General features: G+C 73.5%; 12 protein-coding genes. 5 read left to right on the top strand and 7 right to left on the bottom strand.

Annotation, left to right across the window (positions count from 1 at the left end; genetic code table 11):
- Window positions 1–124 precede the first annotated feature (124 nt).
- Entirely contained in the window at window positions 125–922 is a 798-nt protein-coding gene (locus tag ACIRS1_RS08265; protein WP_360205909.1) for a carbon-nitrogen family hydrolase, read from the bottom strand.
- A 173-nt stretch (window positions 923–1,095) separates the two neighbouring features.
- On the opposite strand from ACIRS1_RS08265, the gene ACIRS1_RS08260 reads away from it, so the two are divergent.
- Both ACIRS1_RS08260 and ACIRS1_RS08255 read left to right on the top strand, forming a co-directional pair.
- Window positions 1,096–1,917: a maleylpyruvate isomerase family mycothiol-dependent enzyme gene (locus ACIRS1_RS08260; RefSeq protein ID WP_360205912.1), complete on the top strand. Its 822-nt coding sequence runs from the start codon at window positions 1,096–1,098 to the stop codon at window positions 1,915–1,917.
- Between the two features lie 156 nt (window positions 1,918–2,073).
- Window positions 2,074–2,928 carry a Bro-N domain-containing protein gene (locus ACIRS1_RS08255; protein WP_402837867.1) on the top strand — a complete coding sequence of 285 codons (855 nt, stop codon included), beginning with the start codon at window positions 2,074–2,076 and terminating at the stop codon, window positions 2,926–2,928.
- Between the two features lie 36 nt (window positions 2,929–2,964).
- Here the strand turns inward: ACIRS1_RS08255 and ACIRS1_RS08250 are convergent, their stop codons facing one another.
- From ACIRS1_RS08250 to ACIRS1_RS08240, 3 genes are all read right to left on the bottom strand, one after another.
- Window positions 2,965–4,317 carry a nitrate/nitrite transporter gene (locus ACIRS1_RS08250; protein ID WP_402837865.1) on the bottom strand — a complete coding sequence of 451 codons (1,353 nt, stop codon included), beginning with the start codon at window positions 4,315–4,317 and terminating at the stop codon, window positions 2,965–2,967.
- Between the two features lie 97 nt (window positions 4,318–4,414).
- The gene (locus ACIRS1_RS08245; protein ID WP_360205921.1) at window positions 4,415–5,647 is read right to left on the bottom strand and encodes a M64 family metallopeptidase; all 1,233 of its coding nucleotides are present in this window, start codon (window positions 5,645–5,647) and stop codon (window positions 4,415–4,417) included.
- A gap of 276 nt (window positions 5,648–5,923) precedes the next feature.
- Window positions 5,924–7,147 carry a benzoate/H(+) symporter BenE family transporter gene (locus ACIRS1_RS08240; protein WP_402837863.1) on the bottom strand — a complete coding sequence of 408 codons (1,224 nt, stop codon included), beginning with the start codon at window positions 7,145–7,147 and terminating at the stop codon, window positions 5,924–5,926.
- 206 nt (window positions 7,148–7,353) lie between these two features.
- Between ACIRS1_RS08240 and ACIRS1_RS08235 the strand changes: the two genes are divergently transcribed.
- Window positions 7,354–8,265, top strand: coding sequence for a hypothetical protein (locus tag ACIRS1_RS08235; protein WP_402837861.1), 912 nt, complete (start codon window positions 7,354–7,356; stop codon window positions 8,263–8,265).
- A 99-nt stretch (window positions 8,266–8,364) separates the two neighbouring features.
- Here ACIRS1_RS08235 and ACIRS1_RS08230 read toward each other — a convergent pair whose 3' ends face one another.
- Genes ACIRS1_RS08230 through pdhA form a run of 3 tightly spaced genes read right to left on the bottom strand, consistent with a single transcriptional unit; the run spans window position 8,365 to window position 11,950 of the window.
- A complete protein-coding gene (locus ACIRS1_RS08230) occupies window positions 8,365–9,807 on the bottom strand; it encodes a dihydrolipoamide acetyltransferase family protein (RefSeq protein WP_402837859.1) in 1,443 nt (480 codons plus the stop codon).
- Between the two features lie 14 nt (window positions 9,808–9,821).
- Entirely contained in the window at window positions 9,822–10,796 is a 975-nt protein-coding gene (locus ACIRS1_RS08225) for an alpha-ketoacid dehydrogenase subunit beta (protein WP_402837857.1), read from the bottom strand.
- A complete protein-coding gene (gene pdhA, locus ACIRS1_RS08220; RefSeq protein WP_402837855.1) occupies window positions 10,796–11,950 on the bottom strand; it encodes a pyruvate dehydrogenase (acetyl-transferring) E1 component subunit alpha in 1,155 nt (384 codons plus the stop codon). The genes ACIRS1_RS08225 and pdhA overlap by 1 nt, the downstream gene beginning before the upstream one ends.
- Window positions 11,951–12,376: 426 nt before the next feature.
- Between pdhA and ACIRS1_RS08215 the strand changes: the two genes are divergently transcribed.
- Together ACIRS1_RS08215 and ACIRS1_RS08210 are read left to right on the top strand one after the other, a co-directional pair.
- A complete protein-coding gene (locus ACIRS1_RS08215) occupies window positions 12,377–13,036 on the top strand; it encodes a response regulator transcription factor (RefSeq protein ID WP_360205934.1) in 660 nt (219 codons plus the stop codon).
- A 126-nt stretch (window positions 13,037–13,162) separates the two neighbouring features.
- Window positions 13,163–14,206, top strand: a complete 1,044-nt coding sequence (locus ACIRS1_RS08210; RefSeq protein WP_402838199.1) for a phosphotransferase enzyme family protein — start codon at window positions 13,163–13,165, stop codon at window positions 14,204–14,206.

The raw sequence follows: 14,206 nt of genomic DNA, 5'->3' as shown, positions 1-14,206 counted from the left end.
AGGCGCGGACCCACCCCCCGGACGAGCCGGATCGCCCCCTCTCCCGGGCCGGGCGGCCAGCCGGACCGGGCAGGGCGGGCCGGGCCGAGGTGCACGGCCCGCCCCGGCCGCCCCGGGCCGCGGGTCAGCGCTGGACCGGCGCCGGGATCCCGAGCAGACGGTCGCGCAGCACCGGGAACTCCGCGCGGGCCTTGGCCACCTCCGCCGGGTCGAACTCGACGGTCAGCACCTCCTCGTCCGCCCCCGCCTCGGCCAGCACCCGGCCCCACGGGTCCACCACGATGCTGTGCCCGGCCTGCTCGACCCCGCCGTGCGTCCCCGCGGTGTTGCAGGCCAGCACGTACGCCTGCTCCTCCACCGCCCGGGCCCGCGCCAGCAGCGTCCAGTGCTCGCGGCGCCGGGCCGGCCAGGCCGCCGGGACGACCAGCAGCTGGGCGCCGGCGTCCAGCAGGGCCCGGAACAGCTCCGGGAAGCGCAGGTCGTAACAGGTGGCCAGGCCCAGCGTCGCGAAGTCGGTCGGCGCGGTGACGATCTCCTGGCCGGCACCCATCACCACCGCCTCACCGCTGTCGAAGCCGAAGCGGTGGATCTTGCGGTAGGTGTGCACCAGCTCGCCGTCCGGGGCGAACAGCAGCGAGGTGTTGTAGATCGGCCCGTCGGGGTCGCGCTCCACGATCGAACCCGCGTGCAGCCAGACCCCGGCCGCCCGGGCCGCCGCCGCCATCACGTCCGAGGTCGGCCCGTCCAGCGTCTCCGCGCCGTCCGACCAGAGGTCGTAGGCGAAGCCGCCGAGCGCCCACAACTCGGGCAGGACCACCAGGTCGGCGCCCTGTTGAGCACGGACCAGGGCTGCGGCCCTGGCACGCCGTTCGGCGGGCGGCTCCTCGTCGGAGACCGCGAGTTGGATCAATGAAGCGCGCACAGTACCACCGTCCACGGCAAGAGACCTACGATCGTCACCCGAAAGCGCTGCCCAGCTGTCTCCCGGCAGCGTAACGTGCGGTTAGCGTGTGCGCCCGGAAGCCGGACCATCCCGGCCGACCGGGGAGGGCGGGCGCGGGCGGCAAGGAAGCTGACGGAGGGCCGGAGATTCCCGTGACGGACAACCAGACCGTGCAGGCTTACACGGACGCCTGGACGCAGAGCATCGAGTCCATATCGGAGCTGGTCGCCCCTCTCCCCGAGGGCTCCTGGAACCGGGCCACCGAGTGCCCCGGCTGGTCGGTCCGGGACGTCGTCTCGCACATCATCGCGGTCGAGTCCGAGCTCCTCGGCGACCCCCGCCCGATCCACTCGCTGCCGCGTGACCTCCGCCACGTGACCACCGAGTTCGCCCGCTACGTCGAGCTGCCGGTGGACAAGCGCCGCTGCCACACCGCGCTGGAGATGACCAGCGAGCTGGAGTACACGGTCATCCGCCGCTCCCGGGCACTGCGCAACGCCAAGCAGACGCCCGAGGAACCGGTCCGTCGGCCGGCCGGACCGCTCAGCCACGACGTGCCGTACCACGAGCTGCTGCGGCTGCGGGCCTTCGACGTCTGGGTGCACGAGCAGGACCTGCGCCGGGCGCTGGGCACCCCCGGCAACCTGGACTCCCCGGCCGCCCTGATCACCCGGGACGTCCTGCTCGGCCTGCTGCCCAAGGCCGTCGCCCACCAGGCCGGCGCCCCGGCCGGGACGACCGTGGTGGTGGACGTCACCGGCCCGGTGGAGTTCCTGCGCACCGTCCGGGTCGACGCGGCCGGCCGCGGCACCGTGGACGAGTCGATCAGCCTGGCCCCGGACGTCCAGCTCACCATGGGCTGGGAGACGTTCGTCCGGCTCGCCTGCGGCCGCGGTCGCCCCGGCCCGGTGGGCGTCGAGGGCGACAAGGAACTGGCCGACCGGGTCCTGGCCACCTTCGCCGTCACCCCCTGACCACCTGCGCACACCACCCGGCGTGCACGAACGAGCGCGCGCCGGGTGGGCACCACTCGTGCGTCCATCCGTCAACCCGACGCCCAGCACCTCACCTGTTCGGCCTCGTTGTTCCGGGCACTCCAGCCATCACCCGGAAGAAGGAGGGGCGTCCCCATGGACGACGAACGGCAGGAACGGATGGAACTGGTGCGGTCGAGCTTCCCCGGCACGGGGCAGCCGATCCGCGTCGTGATGATCGACGGGGAGCCGTGGTTCGCGCTCAAGGACGTGTGCGCCGTACTGGACCGGGGCAGTCCGGGCTGGGCCAGCAGGATGGTCGGCCCCGACGACAAGCGGACCGTCGACATGCGCTCGGTATGGGTGAGTTCAACTCACACGAATGGCGTTTCCGCAGGTGGGAATGGATCCGTCCGCGGAAACCCCATGCTGAGCCTGGTCAGTGAGGCGGGGCTCTACCGCCTCGTCATGCGGTCGAGGAAACCCACGGCCCGCCCCTTCCAGGAGTGGGTCACCGGCGACCTCCTCCCCTCCGTCCGCCGCGGCGACACCGACGTCCCCACCCAGCAGCGGCGGATGGCGGAGACCCTGACCGAGGCGATCGGGCAGCAGGTGCGGATCGTCGCGGAGATCGAGCACGAGGACTGGCCCGGCCTGACCGTCCGCTCCGACGGGACGGTGCACTGCCGGCACGGGGAGATGACCCTCCACCTCCCGGGCCGGGAGGAGGACGGCGGGCCGCCGTACGGGGCGTACTTCGCGTGCCCGGGCGGGGAGCGGGTCGGCATCCGGGGCAGCCGGGTCGTCCCGGGCTGTCCGAAGCTGAAGCTGGTGGACCTGATCCGCCTGCGGGACGGTGCGGTGGGGCGGCCGGCGCGGGCCGCGGCCATGCATCCCGCACCCGCACCGGTCATGCCGCCGGAGGGCACCGTGCTCTGCCTGATCGACCGGGCCAGGATCTACGGACGGCCGACGGAGGTCACGGAGGTCCTCCGGGGCATCGGGCTGTAACGGCGGTGGGAGACCGCCGGCCAGCGGCCGGAGTGCCTACGCCTCGGCCGCGCCGACCTTGCGCCGGAGCCGGAGGATCATCACCAGGCCCACCGCGAGTGGGACGTACTGCCAGCAGAAGGCCCAGCGGAAGGCGTCGGCGGAGTAGCCGCCGGCGCCGTCCGGGGAGAGGGCGTCGAGCAGGACGCCGATGCCGAACAGGGTGATCATCGTGCCGATGAAGCCGCCCATGTTGACGATCCCGGAGGCGGTGCCGAGGCGCTCCACCGGGTTGCGGGCGCGGGCGTAGTCCAGGCCGACCAGGGAGGCCGGGCCGTTGCTGCCCATCACCACGATGATCCCGGCCAGCAGCCAGAGCGGCGGGTGGCCGCCGGGCCAGGCCAGCACCAGGGCCCAGCCGAGTCCGGTGGTCGCGACGACGGTGAGGACGATCGGCATCCGGGCCCGGGCCGTGGCGGAGAGCAGGCGGCCGAACAGGAAGCCGAAGGTCATGTTGCTGAGCACCAGCAGGGTCAGCAGCCCGCCGGCCTCGGCCCGGGTCAGGCCCTGTGCCTCCACCAGGTAGGGCAGGCCCCAGAGCAGGCCGAAGGCGTTGCCGGGGAACTGGGTGGTGAAGTGCACCCAGAGGCCGAGGCGGGTGCCGGGCTCGCGCCAGCAGGCGAGGACCTGGCGGCCGACCTTCGGCCGGTCCCGGTCTCCGGCGGGCCGGTCGGCGGGCTGTCCGGCCCCGGAGTCGGGCGCCTCCCTCAGCAGCAGCGCGACGAGCGCGAACACCGCGACGCCGAGCAGCGAGATCGCGGTGAAGGTCGGCGTCCAGCCCTCGCGGTGCAGGGCCTGCGCGAGCACCACGGTGGTGATCAGGTTGCCGCCCATGCCGGCGAGGCCGGTCAGCTGGGCCACGAACGGGTTGCGGGCGGCCGGGAACCACCTGGCGGCGATCCGCAGCACGCTGATGAAGGTCATCGCGTCGCCGCAGCCGAGCACCGCCCGGGAGGCCAGTGCGGGGGCGAAGGCGGAGCTGAACGCGAAGGCCAGCTGCCCGGCGCTGAGCAGGACGACCCCGAGCAGCAGCACCCGCCGCGGCCCGAACCGGTCGACCAGCAGGCCGACGGGTATCTGCATGGCCGCGTAGACCAGTACCTGGAGGATCGAGAAGGTGGAGAGCGCGGAGGCGCCGATGCCGAAGCGGTCGGCGGCGTCCAGTCCGGCCACGCCGAGGCTGGTGCGGTGGATCACCGCGAGCACGTAGACGCTGACGCCGACGGACCAGGCGAGCCAGGCCGCGCGCCCGCCGGGCGGGGACGGCGCGGGGGCGGCCGGGGGCTCGGCGGTGGTTCGGGGAGCGGGGACGGATCTGGGCGCGGCTGAACTGGCGGGCTCCACGGTCATAGTGCGAACAGCGTAGTCATCCCATGATGGGAGGCCCAGTGCGGGGGGCGGTCGGTCGCCCACGAACGCGCACGACGGCGGGTGCGTGCGCCCGGCCTCAGCCGGTGACCGTCCAGGACACCGAGCGGGTCATGTAGCGGTCCCGGAACGCCTCGTCGCGCACCCAGTCGGTGGTGTCCCGGACGGTCGCGGTGACGGTGGCCGTCCGGCCCGGCGCCAGGTCGAGCCGCGCGGTGTCCAGCGCGCCGCCGTCCGCGGGCTGCGGGGTCACCGGGACGCCGTCCACCCGCCACTCCACCCGGAGCTGGCGCGGGCCGTTCAGCGGCAGCGCCCGGACGTCCAGCCGGGGGCGCCCGGCCACCTCGCCGGGCGGCGGCACCGGGTTGTCGGTGGGGCGGACCCGGCGGTAGAGCTCCTCGATGATCGCCTCGCGCGACGGCAGGTTGTAGGCGCTGCCCAGGGTGCGCATCACCGAGTCGGGGGTGGGCCGGTAGAGGCCGTTGGCGCTGCGGTACGCGCCGACCGTCCCGGCGCCGTCGGGGGACTCCGCGCCCAGCCAGCGCCACCACTTGGTCTGCCTGCGCCGCATGTCGTCGGCGTTGAGGGTGGAGAGGTTCGGGTACTCGGCGTCGTCGGGGGCGCTGTCGTACTCGTCGCCGAGGTCCCCCACGGTGTGGCCGATCTCGTGCTGGATGATCCGGCCGGCGTCCGGGCTGCCGCCGGCCAGCGTGGTCACCCCGGTGCCGCCGGCGCCGCCGTACTCGGTGGAGTTGGCGAGCGCGATCAGGTACTGCGGCCCGGCGTCGTCCCCCGCGTACCGGGCGGTGGCGGCCTCGTCGGCGCAGAGCAGCCGGGCGGTGCCCTCGCACCAGAAGTGCATGCCGAGCGGGGTGGCGGGGTTGCGGCCGCGGCTCTCGCTCTCGGCTATCCCGGAGACCGGGGAGACCACCTCGACCCGCCGTATGTTGAAGAACCCCTGGTAGGTGCGGAACGGTTCGATGTCCATCAGCGCGTGCCAGGCCCGGTCGGCCTGCTGGCGGAACAGCTCCTGTTCGGTGGCGGTGTAGCCGTCGCCGAGCAGCACCAGGGTGATCCGGTTGGCCGGCTCGCCGGTGCGGCGCACGTCGACGGTGGGTGCGGCCGTGACGGTCCGGTGGTCGGCGTGCTGGGCGGTGTGCGGCGGCACCGCCCGGTCGGCGGGGGCACCCGGTCCGATCACGCCGAAGGGCGAGGGGCCGACCAGCTCCAGGGCGGCCGGGAGTACGGCGGTGGACACCAGCACGAGCGCGGCCAGACTCCGGACGAGACGGCCAGGGTTGCCAGGCGGCATACGGGTGCGTCCTCGGGGCTCCGGTCACCCGGCGTCGCCCGGGTGGTGGAGCGGAGACGTACCCGCACCGGCGTGTCGCCCCTACCGGGTGACGAAAAAGTCACCGACCTGGCCGAATGACCCACACAAGGCCAGTCATTCCAATGAGTCGGATCCCTTCACGCCACGGTCCCACCGCGCCCCCTCCGAGCTCCCTCCGCACCCGCTCCCGAACCGCCCTGCCGCACCGCCCTGCCGAACCGCCTTCCCGAACCGCCTCCCGGTCAGTCCCTGCGGTCAGTCCCTGCGGAGGTCCAGCACCACGTGGGTGCCGAGCCCGAACAGCAGCCCCCAGAAGGCCGAGCCGATCCCGAACAGGCTCATCCCCGAGGCGCTCGCCAGGAAGGTCACCACCGCGGCGTCCCGCCCCCGCTCGTCCGCCACCGCCGCCGCCAGACTGCCCTGCAGCGAGGCCAGCAGGGCGACCCCGGCGACCACCGCGACCAGCTCCTTGGGCAGACCGGTGAACAGGCTCACCAGCACCCCGCCGAAGCTGCCCACCAGGACGTACAGCAGGCCCGCGGACATCCCCGCGACGTAACGGCGGCGCGGATCCGGGTGGCTCTCCGGGCCGGCGCAGATCGCCGCCGTGATCGCCGCCAGGTTGACCCCCGGCGAGCCGAACGGCGCCAGCAGCAGCGAGACCGCTCCGGTCGACCCGATCAGCAGCCGGTCGTCCGGCCGGTAGCCGAAGGCCCGCAGCACGCCGAGGCCGGGCGCGTTCTGCGAGGCCAGCGCCACGATCGTGAGCGGCAGCGCCACCCCCACCACGGCCGGCCAGGAGAACTCCGGCACGGTGAGCACCGGCCGGGTCGGCCCGCCCGAGCCCGGGTGCAGCGGCAGTCCGACGGTCAGCGCCGCCAGCACCCCGCCCACCACCAGCGCCACCGGGACGGCGTACCGCGGGGCCAGCCGCTTGGCCAGCAGGAAGGCCGCGAAGCTGCCCACCACCAGCACCGGGGCGCTGTGCACGGCACCGAAGACCCCGGCGCCGAAGGAGAACAGGATGCCCGCCAGCATCGCGTTGACGATGCCGACCGGCACCGCCGCGATCAGCCGGCCGAACCAGCCGGTCACCCCGAACAGCGTCACCACCGCGGCGCTCACCAGGAAGGCCCCGACCGCCTCCCGGTACGGGTACGCGCCCAGGCCGGTCACCAGCAGCGCGGCGCCGGGGGTGGACCAGGCGGTGATCACCGGCGTCCTGGTCCACCAGCTCAGCAGGAGGCCGCTCAGCCCGCTGCCGAGGGACACCGCCCAGATCCAGGAGGCCGTGTGCGCCGGGTCCAGCCGCCCGGCAGCGGCGGCCGCGAGCACCACGACCAGCGGGCCGGAGAACGAGACCGCGACGCAGACCAACCCCGCCAGCAGTGCCGGCCCCGACGCGTCCCGCCGCAGCGACCGCCGCTCCCCGCCCCCGGCCGGCACCGTTTCCGGTCCGACCGTCAGTTCATCCGTCATCCCGGAAGTATCCCGAACACCCCGTCGAGAACCTCCGGAAAAAACTTCGGAACCCACCTGCAACCCCCGGCGGGGATGCACGTCCATACAGATGAAGGCACGGAGAGCGAGACCGGCGGAGCCCGGGGGGCGCTTCCGCTCGCGAGCAGCGGAGCCGGTCGTCTTCACCACACACCGTCGGATTCATGACCCTGGGGAGTCACGTCATGCGTATGCCCGTTATCAACCGATTCGCGAAGAACGACCGCGCGCTCTCCGGCCGTCGCGTCGCCGTCCTCGCCGCCACCGCCGCCGTCCTCGCGAGCGGCGTCCAGGTGCTCGCCGTGGACACCGCCTGGGCCGCCTCGCCCACCGCCGCCCCGACCGCGGCGACGGTGCCCGCCGCCGCCCACACCGGGCACCTCCGGGCCGGGCTCCACATGACGCCGTCGCTGAGCATCACCGCCGGTGGCCCGAAGGTCGAGATCCCCGTCGCGGTCGTCAACTTCACCGGGGCGCCGTACCAGGAGGTGAAGGCCTCCGTCAGTCTCCGCGGCATCGTGGGGGCCGCGCCCGTGGGCCTGGGCGACGACTACCTCACCATCGAGGCGCGCACCCCGCAGGGCGGCTGGCAGAAGCTGGCCCTCGGCAGCTCCTCCGACGGGTGGACCGGCGCCGTGACCCCGTACGGCGAGACCTTGCAGGACGGTCGGGCCGCCCACTTCACCTTCCGGATCGGCCTGTCGGCCAAGGCTGCGTCGAAGTCCTCCCACGTCCAGGTCTCCATCGACGGCGACGGCGACGGCCAGAGCGCCGACGGCGTCCTCAAGGACATGGCCGTCTCCCCCGCGCCCGCCCCGAAGTCCCCGTCCAAGCCCGCGCCCACCAAGCCCGCACCCGCCCGGCCCGCCGCCGACCGGACCCCGGCGGCGCCCGCCGCGCCCGCGGCGCCCGCCACCAAGGCCCCGGCGGCCACCCCGACCGCCGCCCCCGCGACCGGTGCCCCGGCCGGCACCCCCGAACTCGCCCAGACCGGCTCCGGCCCCGCCGACACCTTCCTCGCCGCCTCCGCCGCCGCGCTCCTCGCCCTCGGCTCCGGCGTCCTGATCGCCGTCCGTCGACTCCGTCCCCAGCGCTAGTCGACGAACGGGCACGGCGAAGGGGTCCTCCCTCCACACGGCGGTGTGGAGCGAGGACCCCTTCGTCCACTCCTCCGGATGCCGGGCGCTACGCGCCCGTCAGCCCCAGGTGATCAGGCGCTTCGGGCGCTCCAGCAGGGCGGCCACGTCGGCCAGCACCTTGGAGCCGAGCTCCCCGTCCACCAGGCGGTGGTCGAAGGAGAGCGCGAGCGTGGTCACCTGACGCGGGACCACCTTGCCCTTGTGCACCCACGGCATCTCCCGGATGGTGCCGACCGCGAGGATCGCGGCCTCTCCCGGGTTGAGGATCGGGGTGCCGGTGTCGACGCCGAAGACGCCGACGTTGGTGATGGTGACCGTCCCGCCCTGCATGTCGGCCGGCGAGGTCTTGCCCTGGCGGGCGGTGTCGACCAGCTCGCCGAGTGCGACGGCGAGGCCCGAGAGGGTCTTCGACCCGGCGTCCTTGATGTTGGGGACGATCAGCCCGCGCGGGGTGGCCGCGGCGATGCCGAGGTTCACCTGGCCCTTGATGACGATCTCCTGGGCCGCCTCGTCCCACTGGGCGTTGATCTCGGGGTGGCGCTTGATCGCGGTGAGCAGCGCCCTCGCGACCAGCAGCAGCGGGCTGACCCGGACGTCCCGGCCCAGCTCGCCGCTCTCCTTGAGCCGGCGGACGAACTTCATCGTGCGGGTCACGTCGACCTGGACGAACTCGGTGACGTGCGGCGCGGTGAAGGCCGAGGCCACCATCGCCTGCGCGGTCGCCTTGCGGACGCCGCGGATCGGCACCCGGACGTCACCCGTGGTGGTGACGGGCACCGGGACGGCGGGCGTCTCTGCTGCCTCGACGACGGCGGGCGCCGCGGCCGGGGCGGCCTGCACGGCGGCCTGCGCCGACGCGTGGGCGTGCACGTCCTCGCGGGTGATCACGCCGTCCGGGCCGGTCGGGACGACCGCGCGCAGGTCGATGCCGAGGTCCTTGGCGAGCTTGCGGACCGGGGGCTTGGCCAACGGCCGCTCGCCGGCGGCCGGTTCGGCCACCACGGGCGTGACCGGAGCCACCGGCACGACCGGCGCGACCGGTGCGGGCGCGGCCGCGGTGGCGGTCACCGTGGTCGTGGTGGTCCGCCGGGCGCGGCGCTGGGCGGTGCCGGTGCGCGGGCCGTAGCCGACCAGCACCTCGCGCCGCTCCGGCTCGGCCGGCTCCGCCGCGGGCGCGGCCGGCGCGGGCACGGCCGCGGCGGCCGCGGCGGCCGGGGCGGCCGGGGCCGCGGCGTCGGCCGCCCCGGCGACCGCGACCGAGATGATCACGGTGCCGACGTCGACGGTGGCGCCCTCGGGGAAGAAGAGCTGCTCGACGACCCCGTTGAACGGGATCGGCAGCTCCACCGCCGCCTTGGCGGTCTCCACCTCGCAGACGACCTGCCCGTCGGTGACGGTGTCACCGGGCTTGACGTACCAGCTGAGGATCTCGGCCTCGGTGAGGCCCTCGCCCACGTCGGGCATCTTGAACTCGCGGAGCGAGCGAACTTCGGTGGTCATCTTCGCTCCCCGGCTCAGAACGCGAACGCGCGGTCGACGGCGTCCAGCACGCGGTCCAGGTCGGGCAGGAACGCCTCCTCGACCCGGGACGGCGGGTACGGCGCGTGGTAGCCGCCGACCCGCAGGACGGGGGCCTCCAGGTGGTAGAAGCACCGCTCGGTGAGCCGGGCGGCCAGCTCGGCGCCCATGCCCATGAAGACCGGCGCCTCGTGCACCACGACGGCACGACCGGTGCGCTTGACCGACTCCTCCAGGGTGGCGAAGTCCACCGGGGAGAGCGAGCGCAGGTCGATGACCTCCAGGCGGCGGCCGTCCTCCTCGGCGGCCGCGGCGGCCTCCAGGCAGACCTTGACCATGGGGCCGTAGGCGAGCAGCGTGGCGTCGGTGCCGGGGCGGACGATCCGGGCCTCGTGCAGGCCCAGGTCGGCGGCGGCGCCGACCTCGCCCTTGTCCCAGTAGCGCCGCTTGGGCTCCAGGAAGACGACCGGGTCGTCGGAGGCGATGGCCTGCCGCAGCATCCAGTGGGCGTCGTGCGCGCTGGACGGGCTGACCACGCGCAGGCCGGCGGTGTGCGCGAAGTACGCCTCGTGGGACTCGCTGTGGTGCTCGACCGCGCCGATGCCACCCGCGTAGGGGATGCGGACGGTGACCGGCAGCTTGACGTGGCCGAGCGCGCGGGCGTGCATCTTGGCCAGCTGCGAGACGATCTGGTCGAAGGCCGGGTAGACGAAGCCGTCGAACTGGATCTCCACCACCGGGCGGTAGCCGCGCAGGGCCAGGCCGATCGCGGTGCCGACGATGCCGGACTCGGCGAGCGGGGTGTCGATCACCCGGCCCTCGCCGAAGTCCTTCTGCAGGCCGTCGGTGATCCGGAAGACGCCGCCGAGCTTGCCGATGTCCTCGCCCATCAGGACGGTCTTCGGGTCGTTCTCCAGCGACTTGCGCAGGGCGTCGTTGAGCGCCTTGGCGATGCTGAGCTGACCGGCCATCAGAGGTTCTCCCCCGCCTCGAAGGAGGCCGCGTACTCGGCGTACTCGGCCCGTTCCTCATCGACCAGCGCGTGCGGCTCGCTGTACACGTGGTCGAAGATCAGGGTCGGGTCCGGGTCCGGCATGCTGCGCACGCCCTCGCGCACCCGCAGCCCCAGCTGCTCGCTCTCGGCGTCGACCGCGGCGAAGAAGTCCTCGTCGGCGAGGCCCTCATTCTCCAGCAGCGCGCGGAGCCGGGCGATCGGGTCCTTGGCCTTCCAGGCCTCGGTCTCCTCGCTGGGCCGGTAGCGGGTGGGGTCGTCGGAGGTGGTGTGCGCGCCCATGCGGTAGGTGAACGCCTCGATCAGCACCGGGCCGTTGCCGCTGCGGGCGTGGTCGAGGGCCCAGCGGGTGACGGCCAGGCAGGCCAGCACGTCGTTGCCGTCGACCCGGACACCGGGGAAGCCGAAGCCGGAGGCACGGCGGTACAGCGGGATCTTGGTCTGGGTGGTGGTGGGCTCGGAGATCGCCCACTGGTTGTTCTGGCAGAAGAACACCACGGGGGCGTTGTAGACCGAGGCGAAGGTGAAGGCCTCGTTGACGTCGCCCTGGCTGGAGGCGCCGTCGCCGAAGTACGCGATGACCGCGTCGTCGGCGCCGTCCTTGCTGATGCCCATCGCGTAACCGGTGGCGTGCAGGGCCTGCGCGCCGATCACGATGGTGTACAGGTGGAAGTTCTTCTCGTTCGGGTCCCAGCCGCCGTGGTTCACGCCGCGGAACATGCCGAGCAGGTTGAGCGGGTCGACGTCGCGGCACCAGGCGACACCGTGCTCGCGGTAGGTGGGGAAGGCGTAGTCGCCGGTGCGCATGGCGCGACCGGAGCCGACCTGGGCGGCCTCCTGACCGAGCAGCGAGGCCCACAGGCCGAGCTCGCCCTGGCGCTGGAGCGAGGTGGCCTCGCCGTCGAACCGGCGCACCAGCACCAGGTCGCGGTAGAGGGCGCGCAGCTCCTCCGGGGTGGTGGTGAGCGGGTAGTCCGGGTGCTCGACCCGCTCGCCTTCCGGGGTGAGCAGCTGTACGAGCTCCGGCTGGGCGTCCGTCCCCGTGGCGCGGGAGGTGTCAGGGACGCCGGGGGCCGCCTTCTTGCGAGCCCTCGCCGTGCTTTTGACGGTCACGTTCACTCCTCGGTCTGTCCGGCCGCCCGGGGTCGCCGGTGACCGGTCCGGTCACCGCCTCGCGGGGCGCGCGTGGGTGTGCGCACCTACTGCGGGGCAGGTGGTGATCCTGTTCCGACGGCGTCCCTCACGAGAACGTTACCCAGCGTCCGCCCTTGGCGCGCTTGCGCTAGGACGTCCTACTTGTTCGGGGCCTACGACCCCGGGGGTGCCGCGTGCAGCGCGCCGTCGGAAGGGTGGGGGTGACGGACGGCGTGACGCAGCTCTCAATTCGGGCGCCTTCAGGACACCAGCGCACGTTATCCGGGCGGGAGCTCCTGCGTAAGGGGGTTCTCGGTATCGGTTTTGGACCGCTCTGGCCGGATCGCGTCAGTGTGCGGGTAAAGACGATAGGTCTTTCCTACGGTGATATGGGAGGCTTTGGGCGTGAGCGATAACGGACAAATCAGGGTATTCCTTCTCGACGATCACGAGGTCGTCCGGCGGGGCGTGCACGATCTGCTCTCGGTCGAGGACGACATCGAGGTGGTCGGCGAGGCCGGCACCGCCGCCGAGGCGATCACCCGGATCCCCGCGGTCCACCCGGACGTGGCCGTGCTCGACGTCCGGCTGCCGGACGGCAACGGCGTCGAGGTCTGCCGCGAGGTCCGGTCCCGGCTGCCGGAGATCAAGTGCCTGATGCTGACCTCGTTCTCCGACGACGAGGCGCTCTTCGACTCGATCATGGCGGGCGCCTCCGGCTACGTCCTGAAGGCGATCCGCGGCACCGACCTGATCACCGCCGTCCGGGACGTCGCGGCCGGCCGGTCGCTGCTCGACCCGGTCGCCACCAGCAGGGTGCTGGCCCGGCTGCGGGACGGCGGCGAGAAGGAGGACGAACGGCTGGCCCAGCTGACCAAGCAGGAGCGCCGGATCCTCGATCTGATCGGCGAGGGGATGACCAACCGTCAGATCGGCAACGAGTTGCACCTGGCCGAGAAGACGGTGAAGAACTACGTCTCCAGTCTGCTCGCCAAGATGGGCATGGAGCGGCGTACCCAGGCGGCGGCCTTCGTGGCGCGGCACCAGGCGGACCAGCAGCACTGATCGGGGCGTTTGCACAGACCTGACGGTTTGTCAAGGGCCCCCGCCAGGGGGCCATACCCTCTGGCTGTGACTTTCAGCCAGACCCTCGCCTGTCCACCGGCCCGCCCCGACCTCTCCGCTCCGCCGATGGGGACGCTCAGTCCACCCGTCCCGCGCGCCGTGCTCACCGAGGTCCTGAGCCGCTACCCGGTGGGCCTGCCGCTGACCGCGGAGCCGGTCGCCGAGGGCCTGCTGAACCGCGGCTACCGGGTCACCACCGAGGCCGGCACGTACTTCCTGAAGTGCTACGTCGACGCCGCCACCGCCAACCGGCCGAGGATCGTCGCCCACCACCGCGCGATGGCGGGGCTACAGGCCCTCGGACTGCCCGTGGCACCCCCGCTGAGCTGCACCGGACGGACCGGCACGGTGGCGGGCCACGACGGCCGGCTGTTCGCGCTGTTCCCGTGGGTGGATGGCCGACACCGGCACGGTACCGACCTCTCCCTGCCGCAGTGCGACGCCCTCGGCGCGCTGCTCGGCCGGCTGCACGGCGCGCTCGACGACGTGTGCGCCCCCCTCGAACCGCCCGCCGGCTACCGCAGCGCGGACGCCGTCGACAGCGCCGACCTCGCCCGCGAACTGCGGCGCCTCGCCCGTGACCACCGCCCGCACGGCGATCTGGACGCGCTGGTCGAGCGGCGGCTCTCCGAACGGCTGGAACTGCTCGCCGAGCACGCCCACCGCCGCCCCGGCCCCCTGGCCGCCCCGCCCACCGGCTGGACGCACGGCGACTTCCACGGGCTCAACCTGCTGTACGGCGGGGCCCTCCCGGACGGCGGCCCCGTCGCGGCCGTCCTGGACTGGGACAAGCTCGGCCCGCAGCCGCGCGCCGAGGAGGCCGTCCGCGCCGCCAGCCTGCTCTTCAACGACCGGGCGTCCGGCGCCCTCGACCTGGTCCGGGTCCGCCACTACTCGCAGGCCTACCGGGCCACCGGGGCCGCCACCGCGGAGCACCTCGCCGCCGCCGCCCACCGGGTCTGGTGGGAGCGGCTGAACGACTTCTGGATGCTGCAGTGGCGGTACCAGCGGGCCGACCACCGGGCCGACCCGCTCTACCCCGCCTCGGCGGGCCAGCTGGCGTGGTGGTGCCAGGAGTACGAGCAGGTGCTGGACGCCTTCGCGAACTGA

The sequence above is a fragment of the Kitasatospora sp. NPDC101176 genome (genome assembly GCF_044768035.1).
Taxonomy (GTDB): Bacteria; Actinomycetota; Actinomycetes; order Streptomycetales; family Streptomycetaceae; genus Kitasatospora.
Note: the sequence above shows the minus strand (reverse complement) of the source record. Positions and strands in the feature narration are given on the sequence as shown.